This is a genomic window from Arthrobacter sp. Z5-13 (assembly GCF_056499105.1).
Window position 1 is genome coordinate 3819802 of record NZ_CP096460.1, and the last position, 20773, is coordinate 3840574.

Sequence of the window (20773 nt, forward strand, 5' to 3'; positions counted from 1 at the left end):
GGCCGCTGCTGAAGCTCACTTCTGGCTCATAAGGGTTTTCTTGGCACAAACTGGCACACTTGAACCGTGCCAGCCAACAGCTCCAAAATGCCTGTCGAGTCCCCAGTATCCTCCCTCGCGTCCTCCGTCCCTGCTCCAAGCGCGCCGGTTAAAGATGCTCCTGCTCCAATTTTTCCTGCGGGTCGGGGCGGCTTTGCGTTCACGGTGGGCAATAGGCTCAGCGATACCAGCGGGCCCAGTGCCGAACAGATAGCGGCCAACGGCGGGGAGTTCCTCGGCCGCACCGGAACCATCACCACACCGCACGGTGACATCCAGACGCCGGCGTTCATCGCCGTCGGCACCAAAGCAACAGTCAAATCCGTACTACCGGAAGCGATGGCGGACCTCGGGGCTCAAGCCCTGCTGGCTAATGCTTACCACCTCTACCTTCAGCCCGGCGCGGAAATCCTGGACGAGGCCGGCGGGCTGGGTGCTTTCATGAACTGGCCCGGTCCCACCTTCACTGATTCCGGCGGCTTCCAGGTGATGAGTCTCGGCTCAGGCTTCAAAAAGGTCATCGACATGAAAACGACGCCCCTGCCGGACCAGGCTTTGTCTGATGACGCCGTCGCCGCCGGCAAGGAACGGCTCGCCCACGTTGATGAGGACGGCGTCTGGTTCAAGAGCCATCTCAACGGAGACCGGCACAGGTTTTCGCCGGAGATCTCCATGCAGGTGCAGCACCGCATCGGCGCGGACATCATGTTCGCCTTCGATGAACTGACCACGCTGCAGAATTCCCGCGGGTACCAGGAGGAGTCACTGGAGCGGACCCGTCGCTGGGCATTGCGCTGCATCGACGAGCATTTCCGGCTGACCGAGGAGCGCGCTGGCAAGCCGTATCAGGCGCTGTTCGGCGTAATCCAAGGCGCACAGTACGAGGACCTTCGCCGCAAGGCCTGCCGGGACCTCGGTGCCATGCCGTTTGACGGGTTTGGCATCGGGGGTGCCTTGGAGAAGGAGAATCTGGGCACGATCGTGCGTTGGTGCAACGAGGAGTTGCCGGAGAACAAACCGCGCCATCTCCTGGGCATCTCCGAGCCCGACGACATCTTCACAGCCATCGAAAACGGCGCCGACACCTTCGACTGTGTCTCCCCCACCAGGGTGGCCCGTAATTCCGCGTTTTACACGCCCACCGGCCGTTACAACCTGTCCGGTGCCAAGTACAAGCGCGATTTCGGTCCCCTGCAGGACGGTTGCGACTGCTACGCCTGCGCCAACTACTCCCGGGCGTACATCCACCACCTGTACAAGGCCAAGGAGATGCTCTCGGCCACGCTGATCTCCATCCACAATGAGCGCTTCGTGGTGAAGATGGTGGACGACGCCCGCCTGGCCATTGAGTCCGGCGATTTCTTCGCGTTCAAGGAGCAGACCCTGGGGCAGTACTACTCCTGACCCTGGCCCTTGGCTCCCGCGCCATTTAGACGGTTCCCTGCGCGCTCGACGCCCCGCAGCATCGAGGTGGCAGGGAACCATCGAAGTGGCGCTTTCCACATAGGCGTGATGGGCTCTGGAACTCAGATGCTGGAGTGTCAACAGTGGATACATGGATCCACTTTTCCTCGCGTCACCGTCGACGCAGTACTTCTGGCGGACAGAGCAACTCTTGGAGCGAGGTCTGAACTCTCGCTGCATCGCCACCTTGGTTCGGGACGGAAGCCTCATTCGGGTGCGTCGCGGCTGTTACGCACGCGGAAGCTGGTGGTCCCGCCTGAACGCCGCCACTCGTCGTCGCCAAATCATTTATGCGCATGCGCACGGAACACGTACGACGTCGGCGGGAGGCTTTGTTTACAGCCATACTTCAGGCGCGAGCCTGCAGCGCCTCTACCTGTGGGGCGTGGACGACGTCGTCCACCTTACGCAGGCGACTTGCCCGTCCGGGATCTCGCATGGTCGCGGCGTTGCGGCCCACACGAGACGCTTAGACACCCATGAAATGACGTTCGTGGACAACTTGCCCTGCACTTCTTTGGAGCGGACAGTGGTGGATTGCTGCCTCATGTTCAATCTGCGGCAGTCCCTGATCCTGGTAGACCATGCGGCCCGGCTCGGCGCCAACCTGCCCCTAATCCGTGACCGTTGCTCCTCTTTGGCCGGCCGCAACGGAGTCGTAGCTCTGCGCGGGGCCCTCGAGCTAGCGGATCCTCGCTCCGAGTCGGCCGGGGAGAGCCTGACGCGTGAACTGTTGCACAGGCTCAGGATTACGCCGCCCGAACTGCAGTACTTGGTGCGGACTCCGTTGGGCGAGCATCGGCTGGATTTTGCCTGGCCCAAGAGGAAAGTAGCCCTGGAATTCGACGGTAAGACGAAGTACTTCGACTACCGGCCAACAGGCGAGGTTGTTTTCGAGGAGCGTCGCCGCGAGAAGGTGCTCATGGAACAGGGCTGGACCTTCCTCCGGGTCGAGTGGAGGGACTTGTTCAACGAGGCGCAATTCAAAGCTCGCGTCCTTCGGGCGCTGGACCAGGGTTCCGACGGCTGACGCCACCTCCAAATCGACGCCTCTCCACTCCTCGGTGCACCATTTCGACGGTTCCCTGCCCGCTAGGCGTTGCGGAACATCGAGTAGGCACGGAACCGTCGAAACGGCGGGCTTACGCCGCGTAGCTCGGCTCCCGCTTTTTGATGTGGCCGATCACCAAGGCGGTCACGGGAACAAAGAGGAACTCAACGAGGGTCTTGTAGAGGAAGCCAACCACAACATAGTTCACGAACCCGGCAAAGTCCGTGATGCCAATGACTGATGCGGCAATGCTGCAGAAGATCAGGGTGTCCACAAACTCACCGGCTACAGAGGAACTCATGATGCGGGCCCACAGCGACTTCTCCCCGGTTCGTGCCTTCATCTTCACGAGGATCCATGAATTGAGGGTCTGGCCGGCCAGGAATGCCAGCAACGATGCCAGCACGATTTGCGGAACCGGGCCCAGGGCGCCTTCGAGGGCAGCTTGCTTGGTGGTCCCGAACTCGTCGTTGAATCCCGGTAGGGCAATGATGATCCAGTAGCAGAGCGAAGCGAAGACGGACAGGGCGAAGGTAGTGATGATGGCTTTGCGCGCCACCTTGAATCCATAGACCTCACTGATGACGTCGCCAAGGATGTAAGCCAACGGAAACAGGAAGAAGCCGCCGTCGGTGATGATCGGGCCTATGGCGACGCCTTTGGACCCTCCGATGTTGGACAGGATGAGGACCACTGCCATGAACGCAAGCAGTATCCCGAAGTACGGCGAACCGATAGAGGCGAACTTGGGGAAGGTTCTGGCGCCGGTCAGGGGCAGGGCGTCGGGGCCCGGGGTGGAAGGCATGGGTGTATCCATTCGTAGTGGTTCGCTCGGCGGAATGATCTTGTCCGCCGGCTGTATTAGCACTGTCACGCAATTCTCCCACTGACCCGGCCACCCGACGTCGTACGCCAAGCAGGACCGGCAGGCAGGACCCGCAGGCAGCAGCCCGTCAGGAATCAGGCGGCTTCAGCCGTCAGCGACTCGGCCATCAGAGTCACCGTGCGGACTACGAATTCACGACGACGGGCAAGTCGCCCCGGGGCGGAACCCGCCATCAGCGCATCGAGTTGGGGAAGTACGGTCCAGCCATCGCATAACGTGACCACGGTCAGCAACAGATCCGCGGCGTCGGCCCGGTCAATTCCCGGCAGGACCTGGAGCATTGTGTCGATCTTGGCGGCACAGTGACTGGCCCGAGCCTCCCGGTTTACAACGTAATCGCGCCGCTCCAGTCCTTCCCAGAATTGGAGACGGGGCAAGATGCCGTCCAGGCTGTGACGATCAAACAGCCTGCCCGCGTAGTCGCCCAGCGCTGCTGGGCCCTCTCCCTCAAGGGGAACTTCCGTTACCACCTTGATGAGTTCGGCGGCAAGCACCGCATCGAAGAGTTCATCCTTTTTGCCGAAGTACTGGTAAATGCGTTCTTTGTTAACGCCCGCGGCAGCGGCAATCCGGTCGATCCGGGCACCAGCGAACCCTCTTTCGCTGAATTCGGCTGTGGCTGCCTCCAGCAACAGCGTCTTCGTCCGTTCGATATCCCATGCCATTGGTCAAGTCTACCTTTCCCAACTAGATGGTTGCAGTTTCAAACAGAACCGTCTAATGTCGGAACATTGAAAAGCAACTAATTAGTTGGAGTCGAATCATGAACACAAACGCCGCCACTGCGCCAACCAACAGCATCACGACGCCGGAGGCATACGCCCTAGCGCCCGCTCCGTCAGCTGCGCCCCACTTGCCGTCAGTTCACATGCGGGCACTGCTTACTTGGCTGGCAATTTTTCCACTGGTCGCGGTCGTAATGGCCTTCCTCGCGCCGTTGTCCGAAGGCTGGCACCCTGTTCTCCGGGCCTTCACGCTCACACTCGTTGTGGTCCCGATCGCTGTGTATTTCGTAGTGCCACGGCTGTTTCAGGGCTATGGACTGTTGCGTCGCCGTCGTATGTCAAAGTAGTCCCCGCCAACGGCACTGGCGTCAGCAGGACTCTCAGCGGGGGTCGGCAACCTTGCCCATAAAGAGTGGCAGCCCCGTCTCAGCATGGATGATTTGGTAATGGAAGGGCCGGTCAAACTCGATCACGCGCTCCGGCATGGGTGGGGCGCTGGTGGCCATGCCATTGATCTGGGTAACCGCAGCGGCCACCGTGCCTTTTTCGGCGACCGTAATGTTCGCAGCTTGAGCGGCCTGGGTAATGATCATCCCGGGCTGGATATTGTCGAAGTCCTTGCTGGTGCGGAGAGTCTCCTGCAATCCGAGCGATTCGAAGACCTTGCGCAAATCGAAGCTGCTCTTGTGATCCCATTTGGGCAATGAAATCTGGACCATTTCAGGCACGTCACCATCCAAGGAGCCGGCAACCTCCGAGAGCTCCACGGCTCCAGAGTCCAGGAAATCCTTTGCCTCCCCAGACGCAGGCAGGACGAGGCGCATCACGAACCCTTCGGCGTAGGGAAGATCCACAGCCTGCCATCCAGGGCCTTCGGCGTAAGCCATTTCTGCGAGCTTATTCATGGTGGGCACCACGATCTCTTCACCGTCAGCCTTAGTAAATGGTGAGTCAGCCGTTCCGTTGGAATCAAACGGCGTTTCCCAGGCCGAGGCGAAATAGAGCGCATTCAGCAAGCTGAACGTATTCTCCGGATCATATGCGGCAGGCGCTTTTTTTATACGCCCGCCGGTGTTCTTATTCACCCAGGCATCCAAGGCGGGGGCCATGACCCCCTCGTCACTAAAATCCACGGGGTAGACACCCGTGCCGTAATGCGACCCCAGCGTCTTGAGGTAGTCGGGGCCGGTGGACACTTCCTTATCAACGAACAGCCCGTTGGCAACGTGCATGACAGGAGTCCGGGGCGGGTTTGCCTCATCCACGGACCCGGGATCGCCTTCGAACTTCTGCAACGAATCGAGCAGGGCATTCATGCCCTCGTCCCTCCCATCAGCGGGAAGCCCCAAGACGTGGTCAAGTTCGGCTGTTGTCGCCCCGGACGCGCCTGCTCGCAGCATGGCCAGTGCGATCAGCAGGCTGCCCGGAGAAGAGATGACGTTGCCATTACCGCCCTCCCCGCCGTCGTCCAGGAGAGCCGATCCGAGCTTCAGTGCTGAGTCGCGGTATTGCCGCACGTGGGTTTCATAGTCACCGCGCTCCACGGAGACGCGCGAGACGCCGTCGGCTTTCAACAGCTCAGGAGCCGACGACGACGTCGAACACGCGGTAAGTGCCACCGCTGCACTAACAGCGACAATCTGCGCTCGAAAATTCTTCACTGCTGCCCCCTCAGACACCTTGGTTTTCAGTCAAGCAGTTCGAACCTCAGAGAACGATGCCGGCAGGGTCACGGTTTGCTGTCATTTTGGTGTCGACGCTCCCTCACCTTTCGCAACCAAAACGCCGGCGCTCCCTCACCTTTCGCAACCAAAACGAGCCAGGGAATCAAAAACCCGCGAAACGTGAGGGAGCGTCCCAGAAAAACCCGCGAAACGTGAGGGAGCGTCCCAGAAAAACCCGCGAAACGTGAGGGAGCGTCCCAGAAAAACCCGCGAAACGTGAGGGAGCGTCCCAGAAAAACCCGCGAAACGTGAGGGAGCGTCCCGGAAGGGGGTGGGGAGGATGGGTTAATACTGCTAGCTCCCCGAATGTGCCTGCAGGAAGCTGTAGACCTCGGTTTCGTCGACGCCGGGGAAGGCGCCGGGAGGCATGGCCGCCAAAAGGTGGGAGTGGGCGCGCGCCGAGGGCCAGGCGTTGCCCGCCCACTCTGAAGCCAGCGACGCCGGCGGCCGTTTGCAGCAGCTTTCGTCCGGACACATCGACTTGGACCGCTCCGTGGTGTCGCGTCCCCGGAACCATTTCACGTGGGCGTACGGCACCCCCACGGAGAGCGAAAACTCCCCATTGGCGGAACGCTCGGTCCGGGCGGTACACCAGTAGGTTCCGGCGGGAGTGTCGGTGTATTGGTTGTACGCACGGAACTTGTCCGGAACGTCGAACACCACCCGCGACGTCCAGTATTTGCAGGACGGCTGGCCCTCAATGGCGCCAGTGTGATCCTGGGGGAAGGTCACGCCGTCGTTCTCGTAGGCCTTGTAGATGATCCCGCTCTGGTGCGTTTTCTGGAAATGCGTCCGGATGTCCAGGTGCTCGGTGGCGAGGTTGGTGAAACGATGTGCGGCCGTTTCGTAGGAAACCGCGAACGCGTCCCTAATGTCCTCGACGGCAATTTCCTTGGCCTGTTTGGCCTTCTGCAGGAACTCAACCGTGGCCTGCTCAGGGAGCATCAGCGCCGCGGCAAAGTAGTTGGTGGCCACCCGCTGCATCAGGAAGTCCCCGTAGTTGGACGGCGTCTGGTGTCCCAGCACGTAGTGTCCCAGCGCCTGGAGCAGGACTGAGCGGGGATCGTGATCCGTCCGCTGGTTCTGGGTGAGGTAAATTCGGCGGTTCTTAAGGTCCGTCACGGAACGCGTGGAATGAGGCAAATCGCCCACATGATGCAGGCTGAATCCGAGGTGCGCAGCGATGTCGGCAATGACGTGCTGGGACAGCGGGCCGCTTGTGTGCCCCACATTCGCCAGCACCTTCTGGGCCTCGGCCTCGTACTCCGGAAAATAGTTGTTCCGCTCACGCATCATGGCACGCAGTTCAACGTTGGCGCGGCGGGCTTCTTCCGGCGTCGCTATCTGCTCATTGAGCTTCCGTTCCAGTTCCTGCTGCAGGCCAACCATTGACTCCAGCACGTCCATCGGAAGCCGCGAACTGATACGGATTTTGGGCAGATTGAGGGACTCATAAATGGGGCTTCGCTGGTAGCGCTCCAGCTCGATCTCCAGGGCTGCCCGCCGGTTGGGCGGCTCTGCGCCCAGCAGTTGCTCGATGCCCACATTGAACGCCGCGGCGAGCTGCTGCAGCAGCCCGAGTTTGGGTTCTCGTTTGCCGTTCTCAATAAGGCTGAGTTGGCTCGGGGCGGTGCCGACGGCGGCGCTGACGTCGTCGAGCGTCATGCCTGCCGCTTTACGGAGGTGGCGCACGCGGCGCCCGAGGCTGATGACGTCCAGTTCCCCTGAAGCAGCGGACGACGACGGCGGTGTGGCTTTCCGGTTCCAGCTTGGAGTAGGCATTTCTGAAGAATACGGCAAGAACTGCATTTCTTTCCAGCAATTACACCTAGTAAGCGACTTGGAAGTGCAGAAAAGTAGGGATCACGGAAAGAAGCACCGCACCGGAAAGGCCGGCCCGGACTGCAAGGGAGCAGAACGGGCCGGCTGGGGAACCACTTCCGGCGCTGAACCGGATTAATCCGGATAACCCAAGGAGACAAAGATGACTGCAGCATTTGAGCCCACCCAGCAGACCGCAGAGCAGCAGGCTGCCGCCCTGGAGCTCGAGTGGGCCGCCAACCCGCGCTGGGAAGGTGTGACCCGGGATTACAAGGCCTCCGACGTCGTCCGCCTCCGCGGCCGTGTCTCCGAAGAGCACACCCTGGCCCGCCGCGGTTCGGAAAAGCTCTGGAAGCAGCTCACCGAGGAGCATAAGGCCGGCCAGTACACCAATGCCCTGGGCGCCCTCACCGGGAACCAGGCTGTCCAGCAGGTCAAAGCTGGCCTTCGGGCCATCTACCTCTCCGGCTGGCAGGTTGCTGCTGATGCAAACAACTCGGGCCACACCTACCCGGACCAGTCCCTGTACCCGGCCAACTCCGTCCCGACAGTGGTTCGCCGCATCAACAATGCCCTGCTCCGCGCTGACCAGATCGAATTCTCCGAAGGCATCCAGACCGTTGAGGACTGGATGGTCCCGATCGTCGCCGACGCCGAGGCCGGCTTCGGCGGGCCGCTGAACGCCTACGAGCTCATGAAATCCATGATCCAGGCCGGCGCCTCAGGTGTGCACTGGGAAGACCAGCTCGCCTCGGAGAAGAAATGCGGCCACCTCGGCGGCAAAGTTCTGATCCCCACCCAGCAGCACGTCCGCACCCTGAACGCTGCCCGCCTTGCGGCCGACGTCGCCGGAACCCCCAGCGTCGTCATCGCCCGAACCGACGCCGAGGCAGCCACCCTGATCACCTCCGACGTCGACGAGCGCGACCAGGAATTCATTCTCCGCGAAGGCGGCCAGCCGGTCCGCACCCCGGAGGGCTTCTACAAGGTCCGCAACGGCATCGAACCCTGCATCGCCCGCGCCAAGGCGTACGCCCCGTACTCCGACCTCATCTGGATGGAGACCGGCACGCCGGACCTTGAACTCGCCCGCAAGTTCGCCGAGGCCGTCAAGGCCGAGTTCCCGGACCAGATGCTCTCCTACAACTGCTCGCCGTCGTTCAACTGGCGCAAGCACCTGGACGACGCCACCATCGCCAAGTTCCAGCGTGAACTCGGCGCCATGGGCTTCACGTTCCAGTTCATCACCCTGGCCGGCTTCCACGCCCTGAACTACTCAATGTTCGACCTCGCTCACGGCTACGCCCGCGAAGGTATGAGCGCCTACGTCGAACTCCAGGAAAAGGAATTCGCCTCCGAATCCCGCGGCTACACCGCAACCAAGCACCAGCGTGAAGTCGGCACCGGCTACTTCGACGACATCGCCACTGCGCTCAACCCGAACGCATCCACCCTCGCCCTGGTCGGATCGACCGAAGAGGGCCAGTTCCACTAAAACCCACTTCCGACGGCGAGCTGATGGCAGTCGCTGGCTTAAAGGTGCGACGACGGCCCATGCCTAGGCGGTCGGCTCACCTTCGGCCGGAACGGGTGATCCGGAAGCGTGCGTAAAAGGGGCCCCATGCCCCTGCCGGGCCGAGCTTGCGAGGCCATGGCGGGGCATGGGGAATAGCACGGGGAGGATCACCCTTTTCGGCCCCCACTGCACGCCAGCTATACCGCCGTCGAACTTCCCTTTCGTCTTTAAGGAGACAGAAATGAACACCTTCACTGACAGTTTCAGCATCAATGGCATTACTTTGACGGCGCAGCCCATCTGCCGGCAGAACGAGGTTCTTACTCCGGATGCATTGGCCTTCGTCGCAAAATTGCATCGAGCCACCGCGGAGCGGCGGCAGGAGTTGCTGCAGGCGCGCCGCGACCGTCGGGGACAGATCGCCAAGGGGCAGGACCCACGGTTTCTGAAGGAAACCGAAGAGATCCGGAACGATCCCAACTGGCGTGTTGCTCCCCCGGCCCCGGGCCTGGAGGACCGGCGCGTGGAGATCACAGGGCCGGTGGACAAGAAGATGACCATTAACGCCCTGAACTCGGGAGCCAAGGTGTGGCTGGCGGACATGGAGGACTCCTCCACACCGACGTGGCGCAACGTCATCCAGGGCCAGCTGAACCTGACGGATGCGATGGAGCGCCGTATCGATTTCACGAGCCCGGAGGGCAAGGAGTACAAGCTCCGCCCTGCCGAGGAACTGCCTACGATCGTTGTCCGCCCCCGGGGCTGGCACCTGCCCGAGAAGCACCTGCTGATCGACGGCGTCCCTATCGCGGGCGGCATCGTGGACTTTGGGCTGTACTTCTTCCACAACGCCCGCCGGCTTCTGGCCCAAGGCAAAGGTCCTTACTTCTACCTGCCCAAGATCGAAAACCGGCTCGAAGCCAGGCTTTGGAATGACATCTTCATTCTGGCGCAGGATTTCCTGGACATCCCGCAGGGAACCATCCGCGCCACTGTGCTCATCGAGACCATCACGGCAGCTTTCGAGATGGAGGAAATCCTCTACGAACTGCGCGATCACGCCGCAGGCCTGAACGCAGGCCGATGGGACTACATCTTCTCGCTCATCAAGAATTTCCGTACCCGCGGCCCGCGCTTCGTCCTCCCGGACCGTTCCCAGGTGACCATGACTCAACCCTTCATGCGCGCCTACACCGAGCAGCTCGTTCGTGCCTGCCACAAGCGCGGCGCTATGGCTATCGGTGGAATGGCAGCCGCCGTTCCCAACCGCAAGGACGAGGTTGCAAACGCCAACGCCTTCGAGAAGGTCCGCGCGGACAAAACCCGCGAAGCAAACGACGGCTTCGACGGTTCCTGGGTAGCCCACCCGGACCTCGTTCCGGTGTGCCGCGAAGTGTTCGACGGCGTACTCGGCGAGCGCCGCAACCAGCTGGACCGTCTCCGCGAGGACGTGATCCCGGACGACCGCGCGCTGATCAACGTGGCAGCCACTGAAGGGACCATCACCGAAACCGGCATCAGGAACAACATCGAAGTGGGCATCCGCTACATCGAGTCCTGGCTCCGCGGCAACGGTGCGGTGGCCATCCATAACCTCATGGAGGACGCGGCCACGGCGGAAATTTCCCGTTCCCAGCTCTGGCAATGGATCTACGCCCACGCCATCACGGACCACGGCGAGATCATCACCCGCCAGTGGGTGGAGGATCTGCTGGATGAGGAATTCGCCAAGCTTGAACGGTTTGACGGCGACCGGTTCACTGATGCCCGTGACATCTTTGAGGAAGTTACCCTCAGCGACCAGTTCCCCACGTTCCTGACCCTGCCTGCCTACGCCCGCTTCCTGACGGAGGCCCGCGAAGAAGCGAGCGAAGAGGAACTCTCCGCCGCCTGATTTTCCGTCTGCTGGGCTGCCACGCCCTTCGCAACAGGCATCCCGATGGTCGGGAGGCAGCCCAGCAACGGAAGCACCCCGACGGCGCCGGCCGGCTGAACGCTATTTCGGCGCCTTTCGGACCGAAAGGGTGGTGCCAAGGAAGAACGCCAATACCGATCCGAGAATCATCAGGAGCGGCACAGTCCACGAGCCGCTGAGTCCATGCACGTAGCCCAGAAGGGTGGGGGCCACGGCGGCGAAACAGTAGCCTGTGCCCTGGACCACGGCAGACATCTTGCCTGCCGAAGCCTGATCGCGTGCCAGCCGGATGATGGCTATGAAGATGATGGTGATTCCCCCGCCCTGGGCAACCCCTCCTAAGGAGCACCAGAGCCACCACAGTTCCGGGGCCAGCAGCAGACCCAGGGGCACAGCCAGCCAGAGCAATCCCAAGGTGACGGCCACCGTCGTCGTACTGGCAATCCTGGCCGCGAGCGGGACTCCCAGTCCGCCCACAATGGCGAGGATCTGGAACAGGGAAGAGCCGGCACCGGCCGCGGACGGCGCCATCCCAAGCTCGTCCGCCAGCAGCGTTGGCAGCCACGCTGTCACCCCATAGTAGGAGAAGGCCTGGCCCGCAAAGCCAAGAGTCAGTCCGACAGTGATCCAACGGGACGCCGGGGGTCCCGTTGACGGCAGCTTTAAACCAGGGTCAGCCAAGCGGGGACGGAAGGCGTCGCCGATACCAACAGCCAGGATCCAGAAGACCACCGCTGCCACAGCGAACAGCCCAGTGGCCGCCAGCGCGAACCTCCAGCCCACTCCTTCGGCGATGGGGGCGGTCACAACGGACGTGAGGAATGATCCAATATTGAGGGCCGCCGTATAGATGCCCATCGCAGAACTTTGGCGGCGGGGGGAAAAGTCGCGGCGGATGATCAGCGGCACGGCGATGTTGCCGATGGTGATGGCAACGCCGATGATGGCCGTGCCAGCCATCACCAGAACCCCGCTTCCTGCTGAGCGGAGGGCGACGCCGGTAAGGACTCCCAGCAGGGTCAAGGTGATGGCGAACTCCGCCCCAAACCTCCGGGCGGCTAACGATGCGAGCGGCGAGGCCAGCGAAAAGCACAGCACCGGGATCCCCGTCAGCAGGCCGAGTTCGACGGCGGAGAACCCCAACTCCCGCTGCATCGCACCCACCACGGGTGCGGCGGCGACAAACGGGCCACGCATGTTGAGGGCGATCAGGCCAATGCAGGCAAGCAGTACCAACCCCTGCGGCATCCTGGACAGAACAGGTACTTTTGGCAGGAGTGACGCCCTCATAGGGCCGGAGCCAGGGAACGGGTTATCGCATTCATCATTTCCATTGCTATCACGCCGGCGGCAAACGCCGGCATCGAGCCCGCCAGCCTAGCCGGGCGGCTGCGAGTCTAGCCGGCGGCCTGAAGGGTTGCCTCGACGACGGATGGAGACAGCACGTGCTGCGTAACCATCTGGCTGGCACCGAGCACTGCCGCCTGGTCTCCCGCCTTGGAGGAGGCGATCCGTAAGTGGCTGGTGGCCAGCGGCAGCGAACGCCGGTAGACCACTTCGCGCACACCCGCCATCAGGTGGTCTCCGGTCTGCCCCAGGCTCCCGCCAATGACTATCAGTGAGGGGTTGAGCAGGTTAACCACGGTGGCCAGCACGTCGCCAACATCCCGGCCGGCCTGGCGCAAGGCCTGAATGGCTTGGGGATTGCCTTGATTCACGAGCTCAAGAACATCCCTGCCTTTTTGGGCAGCCAGGCCATTGGCGCTCAGCTCCGACGCAACGGCGGGGCCGGAAGCGAGGGCCTCAAGGCAGCCGTAGTTTCCGCAGCGGCACAGCACGGCATCGCCCCGTGGAACACGGACGTGGCCCAGGTCGCCTGCTGTTCCGTCGGCTCCACGCTGGAGGGTTCCGCTGCTGATGATGCCCGCTCCAATGCCGGTGGCAACTTTGATGAAGAGAAAGTTCTCCTCCTCAGGCCAGTAAGCGTTCCGTTCCCCCAGGGCCATGATATTGACGTCGTTGTCCACCAGAACCGGTACTGCCAGCGAGCGCTGAACGTAACGGACGACGTCGAACCCGTCCCATCCTGGCATGATCGGCGGCTTGACCGGCTTTCCCGTGGCATGTTCCACGGGGCCTGGCAGGCCTATTCCGATGCCGGCCAGGTCCGCGGTCCCCGCACCGGCCTCAGCCAACAGGAGCTTGCCTTCCTCCACAACCCGGCCAAGAACCAGTTCCGGACCCTCGGAGACTTCCAGGGACAGCCGGCGTTCGGCAAGGATCGTCCCGGCGAGGTCGGTCACTGCAACGATCACGTGGGTGGCGCCGATATCGACGGCCAGGATGGAGCGAGCAGACGGGTTGAAGGCAAAGCGCGACGGTGGCCTGCCGCCGCTGGAACTTGCCTCCCCTGCGGGCCCCACCAGTCCGGACAGCATCAAGGCATCAATACGGGATGCAATAGTGGAGCGCGCCAGGCCAGTGGTCAGCGCCAGCTCCGCCCGGGTCCGCGGCTTGCCATCGCGCAGGAGCTGGAAAAGATCGCCGGCACGCCCAAAGCTTCCGCCAATATCGGGGACGGTCGCATCGTTTCCACGCGTGGGCATCATAGCTAAGTGATAGCACAGCGGACTTCCAACTGTCATGCCGATCAAAGCCCGCCAATACACTTCTAACTTTTGCTTGACCTTCGACGAAAGTCCCCCTAGTTTGGATTTGAGCCGGATCACCAGCGGAATATCAGATTCGGCCGCAGTCTTCGCCCCAAGCGATGACGCAGAGGTAGAACGGCGGCTTCGCCGTCCCTCGCCCGCAGCCAGCAATCCTGATTCACTTTTTAGGTAACGCCCACTCCCCGCAAAGGAATCCAATGTCGTATTCGATCCAGCTCTACACCCTGCGAAACGCGATACAAGAGGACCTCCCCGGCACCATCGCCAAGGTGGCTCAAATCGGGTTCGCCCAAGTGGAGCCCTACAACTTCGTTGCCACCGCGAAGGAACTGGGTGCTGCCCTGGAGGAAAACCGCCTCACTGCCCCCTCCGGTCACGCGCCCCTCCTCAGCCAGGACCAGGATGAGATCTTTGCAGCAGCAAGGGCGCTCGGCATGGAAACCGTAATCGAACCCTGCATCACGGCGGAAAAGTGGCAATCGGCCGAGGACATTCAGGCCACGGCCGCGCAGCTGAACGCCGCAGCCAGGAAAGCGGCAGAGTACGGCTTGCGCGTCGGCTACCACAACCATGCCTGGGAACTGGAGTCCGTGATCGACGGCCAAACGGCGCTTGAATACTTTGCCGGTCTGCTGGACCCTCAAGTGGTCCTGGAAGTAGACACCTACTGGGTAGCCGTGGGCGGCCAGGATCCCGTTGAGCTCCTGGGCAGGCTGGGTGACCGTGTGCGGCTCATCCACATCAAGGACGGCCCACTTACCTCTGACACAAAAGCGCAGCTGCCGGCAGGCCAGGGCAAGGTTCCCGTCCTGGACATCATTGCTGCAGCAAAGTCCCTTGAGGTGGGCGTCGTTGAGTTCGACGACTATGCCGGTGACATTTTCGACGGCATTGCCCAGAGCCTGGCGTACCTCCAGCAGGCTGCAACCGGGCAGGTGCGGGCATGAGCGCGGTGCAGACTCCGGTAACCGGAAGCGGGCCCGTCGGTAGGGGCCCTGTCGGCGTAGCGGTCATTGGCGCCGGCAACATCAGCAAGGCCTACCTGGACAACCTTACTGTTTTCCCGGACCTGAAAGTCCACGTCATTGCTGACCTCTTCGAAGAAGCCGCGCAGGCACGCGCGAAGGAATACGGCATCCCCGAATGGGGCGGGGTTGAGGCGGCGCTGAACCATCCCGACGTCGAGATCATCGTGAACCTGACTATCCCGGCCGCGCACGTGGAAGTGGCGACGGCTGCGGTGCGGGCGGGGAAGCACGTGTGGACGGAGAAGCCCTTTTCACTGGACCGCGAATCCGGGCTCGGGCTGCTCAAAGCGGCCGACGCCGCCGGGATCCGGCTCGGCTGCGCGCCGGATACGTTCCTGGGCGCCGGGCTCCAGACTGCGCTCCGGCTTATAGAACGGGGCGATATCGGCGTGCCGCTTACAGCCATGACCACGTTCCAGACCCCCGGCCCGGAGTCCTGGCACCCCAACCCCGCGTTCCTCTTCCAGCACGGTGCGGGCCCCCTGTTCGATATGGGCCCCTACTACCTCACCACGCTGATCCAGGCGTTCGGGTCCATCCGGAAAGTGGCCGCGGTCGGCTCCAAGGCCAAGGACGTCCGGGTCATCGGCTCGGGGCCCAAGGCTGGCGAGGAGTTCACCGTTGAGGTGCCAACCCACGTTTCGGCCATGGCACAGTTTGCGAATGGCGCATCCTCGCACAGTGTCTTCAGCTTCGAATCCCCGCGAGTGCGCATGGGTTTCGTGGAGATCACCGGTACCGAGGCCACAATCTCGCTGCCTGACCCGAACAATTTCGACGGCGATGTCCGGATCTGGAAGCCAGGGAATGATGACTGGACAACTGTTCCTGCCACCGGACCTGCCAGTGGCCGCGGTATGGGTGTCCTGGACATGGCCCGGTCACTCCGGGCCGGCGTCCAGCACCGGGCAACCGGCGATCTGGCTTACCACGTCCTTGACACCATGGTCTCGATCACCGAGTCGATGGAAGCAGGTTCCTTCGTCGACGTCGAAAGCTCCGCCCAGGCATCCCCTGCCCTCCCAGAGGATTGGGCACCGGAAGCCTCCACCCTCTCGGAAGGCACACCATGACTTCACAGGAACTCCACCCCGACAATTCGCACGGCGGCACGCGCCCGGAACCCAAAACTCTGGGGGTGGCAATGATCGGCTACGCGTTTATGGGCAAAGCCCACTCGAACGCCTGGCGGAATGTCGCCAGCTACTTTGACGTCCCCGGCTTCGAGCGCAGGGTGCTGGTGGGCCGGGATGCCGAGGGCGTCGCTGCGGCGGCTGCCACATACGGGTGGGCGGGATGGGAAACCGACTGGCGTGCCGTTCTGGACCGGGATGACGTCGACATCGTCGATATCTGCGCGCCGGGCTGGATGCACGCGGAGATTGCGGTCGCAGCCCTTGAGGCCGGCAAGCACGTTCTCGTCGAAAAACCCCTCGCCAACACTCTCGGCGAGGCCCAGGCCATGACGGAAGCAGCCCAGGCAGCCCGTGCCCGGGGTGTGCAGTCGATGATCGGCTTCAACTACCGGCGAGTCCCGGCTCTAGCGCTGGCCCGGGAGTTGATTGCCGAGGGCAGGCTGGGAAACATCCGGCATGTCCGGGCGTCGTACCTGCAGGACTGGCTGGCGGATCCGGAGGCGCCCATGACGTGGCGGCTCCGGAAGGACAAAGCGGGATCGGGGGCTTTGGGCGATATCGCCTCGCATGCCATCGACCAGGTGCTGTTCCTCCTCGGCGACCAGGTCACTGAAGTCTCCGGCCGCACCCACACCTTCACCCCGAGGCGCCCGGGGGCAAACGGTTTGGAAGAAGTGACGGTCGACGACGCCGCCTGGGCCACGCTGAACCTCGCCTCAGGAGCAATCGCGTCAGTGGAGGTTTCCCGGGTGGCTACCGGCCAGAAGAACTCTCTGAAGCTTGAAATCTACGGAGAGAAGGGTGCCCTGCTGTTCGATCTTGAATCCCTCAATGAACTCGGCTTTTTGGATTCCACGGTGCCCGTCCGGGAGCAGGGCTTCCGGAGAATCCTGGTCAACGAACCCGAGCATCCTTATCTTGAAGCCTGGTGGCCGCAGGGTCACGTGATCGGCTGGGAGCATTCCTTTACGCACCAGATCCGCGATTTTCTCCTTGCGATCGGCAGCGGAAGCGAGCCGTCGCCGTCGTTCGAGGAAGGCCTCGCCGTGCAACGCGTCCTCAGCGCCATTGAAGAAAGCTCCGCCGCCAAAAGTTCAATCATTCAACTGACCTCACCCCCGGCCGGCCACACCAGCCTTGAAGGAGCCTGACATGCCCCGCCCGTACACTCTGTTTACCGGCCAGTGGGCCGATCTTCCGTTTGAAGAGGTCGCGAAACTGGCGTCCGGCTGGGGCTACGACGGCCTGGAAATCGCCGTTTCGGGAGACCACCTGGATGCCTGGCGTTGGGATGAGCCCGGCTACGTCGAGTCCAAGCTCGCCGTCCTGGAAAAGTACAACCTGAAGGTCTGGGCCATCTCCAACCATCTCAAGGGCCAGGCCGTATGCGATGACCCCATCGATTTCCGCCACGAGGCCATCGTCGGAGCCAGGGTCTGGGGAGACGGGGAACCCGAAGGAGTCCGTCAACGGTCCGCCGAGGAAATGAAGCACACCGCACGGCTGGCCCAGGCCCTCGGGGTGAAAACCGTCGTCGGGTTCACCGGCTCCTCCATCTGGCAGTACGTGGCGATGTTCCCGCCCGTCCCGGAAAAGGTGATCGAGGCCGGGTACCAGGACTTCGCCGACCGCTGGAACCCGATCCTTGATGTCTTCGACGAGTGCGGCGTCAGGTTCGCCCATGAAGTCCACCCCTCTGAAATCGCCTACGACTACTGGACCACCGTGAGGACACTTGAAGCCATCGGCCGCCGCGAAGCGTTTGGCCTGAACTGGGACCCGTCCCACTTCATGTGGCAGGGCATCGATCCGGTCTCCTTCATCTGGGACTTCAAGGACCGGATCTACCATGTGGACTGCAAGGACACCAAGCTCCGGTTCACCGGCCGGAACACCGTCATGGGATCGCACCTGCCCTGGGGCGACCCGCGCCGCGGCTGGGATTTCGTCTCCGCGGGCCGGGGCGACGTCCCCTGGGAATCCTCCTTCCGGGCCCTGGCCGCCATCGGCTACAACGGGCCCATCTCAGTGGAATGGGAGGACGCAGGCATGGACCGCCTCCACGGCGCCCCCGAAGCCCTCGCCGCCCTCAAGAAGTTCGACTTCCCGGCGTCGAGCACCTCCTTCGACGCCGCCTTCAGCACCAAGGACTGACTGCGGGACTAAGCCCGGGGGCTTCCAGGGCCAGAGTTTTTGATATGGCGCACATCATTCGAAAAGCAACAGAGGACGACGCCGGCCCGCTGGCAGAGCTGGCCGGCGTTACCTTTCCGCTGGCGTGCCCGCCGGGTTCTTCCGCCGCGGACATTGCCGCGCACTTGGCGAGCACCCTCAGCGAGAAGCACTTTCGCGCTTACACGGCGGACCCGGAGATCACCATCCTGGTGGTCGAAGCTAGCGGCGAACTTCGCGGCTACAGCATGCTCGTCGCCCGGCCTGCCCAGGATCCGGAAGTTGCCTCGGCGCTAAGCCTCCTGCCGTCCGCTGAGCTCAGCAAGTGCTAGGTGCATCCGGACTTCGTGATGGAACGGCGGCTTCTCGCCTGAGCGTTCCGGGAAACCAGCCCTGTGACCAAGTCACATCACACTTAAGCGGTATATTCTCCCGACGTGCGTATATGCGGTAAGTGCTCGCCACTCCCCTCCTCGGAGGCTTCGCGCCTCCAATACGTCTTCGCATAGGGGATCAGTGGGACTGCGACCAGCAGGCCGACAACGGCCGCTCCGACCCAAAGAGTCCCGGCGGACGCCGCGAGGCCGCCAACCAGAGAACCGAGGACGCCAGTGGCAGCTGTCATCGGCACAAAAATGGCGAAGAAACGTCCAATGGCGCCCGGCTTCATGCGGAGTTGGATATCGGCGAAGAAGGCCGTCGTCGCCACGGATTCGAGGACACCACCAATGGCCAGTAGCACGCAAACCAGCAGGAACGGAGGCGCCAACCCAAGCGAGATCCAGATGACCCCCTCAGCGAGATTCCCAATCAGATAGATCGGACCGAGGATTTTCACTGAGAACCTGGATCCGACGAGTCCTCCCACGACAGCACCAAACGCCATGCTGGCCAGGAACCACGCCAACAGGGATTCGTTTATTCCGTACGACGCGGCGAAAGCAACGAGGAAAACGCGCCCGGCCGCCATGGCTGCAGTATAGAAAAGGCCCGTCACCAGGTACGCCTGCGTTCTCCGCTCGTTCCCTGCCATTCCCCAAAGAAGCCTGACGTTGATTATCGCCAGGAAGCTGATTGGTTCCTGTCCTGAATCCCGTTCAGGTTCGGTCTTCGGCAGTGTCAGGATGATGATGCCTGCAAGCACCGTCGTGGCTGCCTCTGCGAAGAGGAGGAGATCAACATTCCAGAGCACCAGGACACCGGCAGACAACGCCGGACCAACGATCAGAGGCAGGCGCTCTGCCGAAACGATCAGGCCGTTGGCACGAACAGCGTTCCCGGGACTGATGATGGTGGAGCGCATTTTCATCAGTGCGGGCGTCGCGAACAGGCCTGTGAATCCTCCGATCACGGAGAGGACGTTGAGCTCCACCATCGACTGGGTGAACGGAATCATTGCTATCGTGCCGCCCGTCACGACGGTGGAAACGACGGCAATGAATCGGGCGTCAAAGCGGTCCATCGCCCACGCCGCCGCCCCACCCGCTACGACGGCTGGTATGAGCCGGAGCGCCAGGGTAATGCCAAGCTCAACGCCTAGCCCGTAGCGGTCGACGACGAACACCGGAAGAGCCACGGCCGTGACAGCCGAGCCCAGCTGCAGCAGAAAGAGACCGGTGAACAACGCGGCCAGGCGACGCGTCTCCGACGTGGTTGCACGGCTTGTAGTCAACGGAAAATTCTCCTGGCGGAATGTTTGTGGGGCAGTGCCAGGCATTGTTACAAAGCACCTGTGCTCACCTCTTGCCTCCTCAGCGTAGCGAATGGGACTCGGAGCGGCCGCTTCCCGCCTGAGCGCCCGGGAAACCGCCCCTGTGACCAAATCAATAGACCATCACGGGAATGAGCGCCGGGACTCCGCGGTTGTGGCAAGCATGAAGATTGAGATCTGGTCCGATGTGGCCTGCCCCTGGTGCTACATCGGCAAACGCCGCTTCGAAGCCGCCCTCGCCGAGTTCCCCCACCGTGACTCTATTGAGGTGAAGTGGCGCAGCTACCAGCTGGATCCCTCCCTGCCGGAGCACTATGACGGCACCGAACTGGACTATTTGAGCACCCGCAAGGGCATGCCCGCCGCCCAGGTCTCGCAGATGTTTGATCACGTTGCCGCCCAGGCAAAAGGTGAAGGACTGGACTTCCGCTTCGACAAGATCGTGGTGGCCAACAGCTTCACGGCCCACCGCCTCATCCATCTTGCCGCTGCCCATGGCGTCCAGGATGCAGCAAAGGAGCGTCTGCTCAGCGGACACTTCGAGCAAGGCAAGGACATCGGCAGCACGGAGTACCTCACGTCACTCGCGCTGGAGCTAGGGCTGGACGAGGATGAGGTGGCAGGGCTGTTCGCCACAGACAAGTTCGCCGACGACGTCCGGCATGACTTCGCCGAAGCCCGCGCACTGGGTATCAGCGGAGTCCCCTTCTTCGTCATCGACCGTAAGTTCGGCCTCTCCGGTGCGCAGCCGGTGGAAACGTTCAGCCAGGCTCTGGAGCAGGGCTGGCAGGAATCCCACCCGCTCGTTATGGTCGCAGCCGGTGACAAATCCGGCGCCACGGACGGCAGTGACGGAGTGGCCTGCGGCCCCGACGGCTGCGCCATCTAGTCATGGCCACCGTCTGAGCTGGAA

Annotated in this window: 17 protein-coding genes and 1 pseudogene; 11 read left to right on the top strand and 7 right to left on the bottom strand. The window is 62.5% G+C overall.

The window, feature by feature from the left end; all coding sequences use genetic code 11:
- Nucleotides 1-87 precede the first annotated feature (87 nt).
- Together tgt and M1E02_RS17735 are read left to right on the top strand one after the other, a co-directional pair.
- Nucleotides 88-1443 carry a tRNA guanosine(34) transglycosylase Tgt gene (tgt, locus tag M1E02_RS17730; RefSeq protein ID WP_479378208.1) on the top strand — a complete coding sequence of 452 codons (1356 nt, stop codon included), beginning with the start codon at nt 88-90 and terminating at the stop codon, nt 1441-1443.
- A 151-nt stretch (nt 1444-1594) separates the two neighbouring features.
- Nucleotides 1595-2533, top strand: a complete 939-nt coding sequence (locus tag M1E02_RS17735; protein WP_479375505.1) for a type IV toxin-antitoxin system AbiEi family antitoxin domain-containing protein — start codon at nt 1595-1597, stop codon at nt 2531-2533.
- A gap of 112 nt (nt 2534-2645) precedes the next feature.
- On the opposite strand, the gene M1E02_RS17740 is transcribed toward M1E02_RS17735, so the two are convergent.
- Nucleotides 2646-3359, bottom strand: a complete 714-nt coding sequence (locus tag M1E02_RS17740; protein WP_479375506.1) for a queuosine precursor transporter — start codon at nt 3357-3359, stop codon at nt 2646-2648.
- Nucleotides 3360-3514: 155 nt separating this feature from the next.
- Nucleotides 3515-4105, bottom strand: a complete 591-nt coding sequence (locus M1E02_RS17745; RefSeq protein WP_479375507.1) for a TetR/AcrR family transcriptional regulator — start codon at nt 4103-4105, stop codon at nt 3515-3517.
- A 98-nt stretch (nt 4106-4203) separates the two neighbouring features.
- Between M1E02_RS17745 and M1E02_RS17750 the strand changes: the two genes are divergently transcribed.
- Complete coding sequence (locus M1E02_RS17750) at nt 4204-4512, top strand: hypothetical protein (protein ID WP_479375508.1); 309 nt, start codon at nt 4204-4206, stop codon at nt 4510-4512.
- A gap of 33 nt (nt 4513-4545) precedes the next feature.
- Here the strand turns inward: M1E02_RS17750 and M1E02_RS17755 are convergent, their stop codons facing one another.
- Together M1E02_RS17755 and M1E02_RS17760 are read right to left on the bottom strand one after the other, a co-directional pair.
- Nucleotides 4546-5826, bottom strand: coding sequence for a serpin family protein (locus M1E02_RS17755; RefSeq protein ID WP_479375509.1), 1281 nt, complete (start codon nt 5824-5826; stop codon nt 4546-4548).
- A gap of 357 nt (nt 5827-6183) precedes the next feature.
- Nucleotides 6184-7698 (bottom strand): helix-turn-helix domain-containing protein, encoded by a 1515-nt coding sequence (locus M1E02_RS17760; RefSeq protein ID WP_479375510.1) that lies wholly within the window; start codon nt 7696-7698, stop codon nt 6184-6186.
- 175 nt (nt 7699-7873) lie between these two features.
- On the opposite strand from M1E02_RS17760, the gene aceA reads away from it, so the two are divergent.
- Nucleotides 7874-9205 carry an isocitrate lyase gene (aceA, locus tag M1E02_RS17765; protein ID WP_479375511.1) on the top strand — a complete coding sequence of 444 codons (1332 nt, stop codon included), beginning with the start codon at nt 7874-7876 and terminating at the stop codon, nt 9203-9205.
- Nucleotides 9206-9467: 262 nt separating this feature from the next.
- Nucleotides 9468-11120 (top strand): malate synthase A, encoded by a 1653-nt coding sequence (gene aceB / locus M1E02_RS17770; RefSeq protein ID WP_479375512.1) that lies wholly within the window; start codon nt 9468-9470, stop codon nt 11118-11120.
- A gap of 102 nt (nt 11121-11222) precedes the next feature.
- On the opposite strand, the gene M1E02_RS17775 is transcribed toward aceB, so the two are convergent.
- Complete coding sequence (locus tag M1E02_RS17775; RefSeq protein WP_479375513.1) at nt 11223-12431, bottom strand: MFS transporter; 1209 nt, start codon at nt 12429-12431, stop codon at nt 11223-11225.
- A gap of 107 nt (nt 12432-12538) precedes the next feature.
- Complete coding sequence (locus M1E02_RS17780) at nt 12539-13750, bottom strand: ROK family transcriptional regulator (protein ID WP_479375514.1); 1212 nt, start codon at nt 13748-13750, stop codon at nt 12539-12541.
- A gap of 260 nt (nt 13751-14010) precedes the next feature.
- On the opposite strand from M1E02_RS17780, the gene M1E02_RS17785 reads away from it, so the two are divergent.
- The 5 genes and pseudogenes from M1E02_RS17785 to M1E02_RS17805 form a co-directional block, all read left to right on the top strand.
- Nucleotides 14011-14760: a sugar phosphate isomerase/epimerase family protein gene (locus tag M1E02_RS17785; RefSeq protein WP_479375515.1), complete on the top strand. Its 750-nt coding sequence runs from the start codon at nt 14011-14013 to the stop codon at nt 14758-14760.
- Nucleotides 14757-15914: a Gfo/Idh/MocA family protein gene (locus M1E02_RS17790; RefSeq protein ID WP_479375516.1), complete on the top strand. Its 1158-nt coding sequence runs from the start codon at nt 14757-14759 to the stop codon at nt 15912-15914. Before M1E02_RS17785 ends, M1E02_RS17790 begins: the two co-directional genes overlap by 4 nt.
- Nucleotides 15911-17128 carry a Gfo/Idh/MocA family protein gene (locus tag M1E02_RS17795; protein ID WP_479375517.1) on the top strand — a complete coding sequence of 406 codons (1218 nt, stop codon included), beginning with the start codon at nt 15911-15913 and terminating at the stop codon, nt 17126-17128. Before M1E02_RS17790 ends, M1E02_RS17795 begins: the two co-directional genes overlap by 4 nt.
- Before the next feature lies 1 nt (nt 17129).
- Entirely contained in the window at nt 17130-18131 is a 1002-nt protein-coding gene (locus M1E02_RS17800; protein WP_479375518.1) for a sugar phosphate isomerase/epimerase family protein, read from the top strand.
- Nucleotides 18132-18175: 44 nt separating this feature from the next.
- Nucleotides 18176-18478, top strand: a pseudogene (locus M1E02_RS17805) (GNAT family N-acetyltransferase); the annotation flags it as partial.
- An 86-nt stretch (nt 18479-18564) separates the two neighbouring features.
- Here the strand turns inward: M1E02_RS17805 and M1E02_RS17810 are convergent.
- Nucleotides 18565-19821, bottom strand: coding sequence for an MFS transporter (locus M1E02_RS17810; RefSeq protein WP_479375519.1), 1257 nt, complete (start codon nt 19819-19821; stop codon nt 18565-18567).
- 202 nt (nt 19822-20023) lie between these two features.
- Between M1E02_RS17810 and M1E02_RS17815 the strand changes: the two genes are divergently transcribed.
- Entirely contained in the window at nt 20024-20749 is a 726-nt protein-coding gene (locus M1E02_RS17815) for a DsbA family oxidoreductase (protein WP_479378209.1), read from the top strand.
- Nucleotides 20750-20773 lie beyond the last annotated feature (24 nt).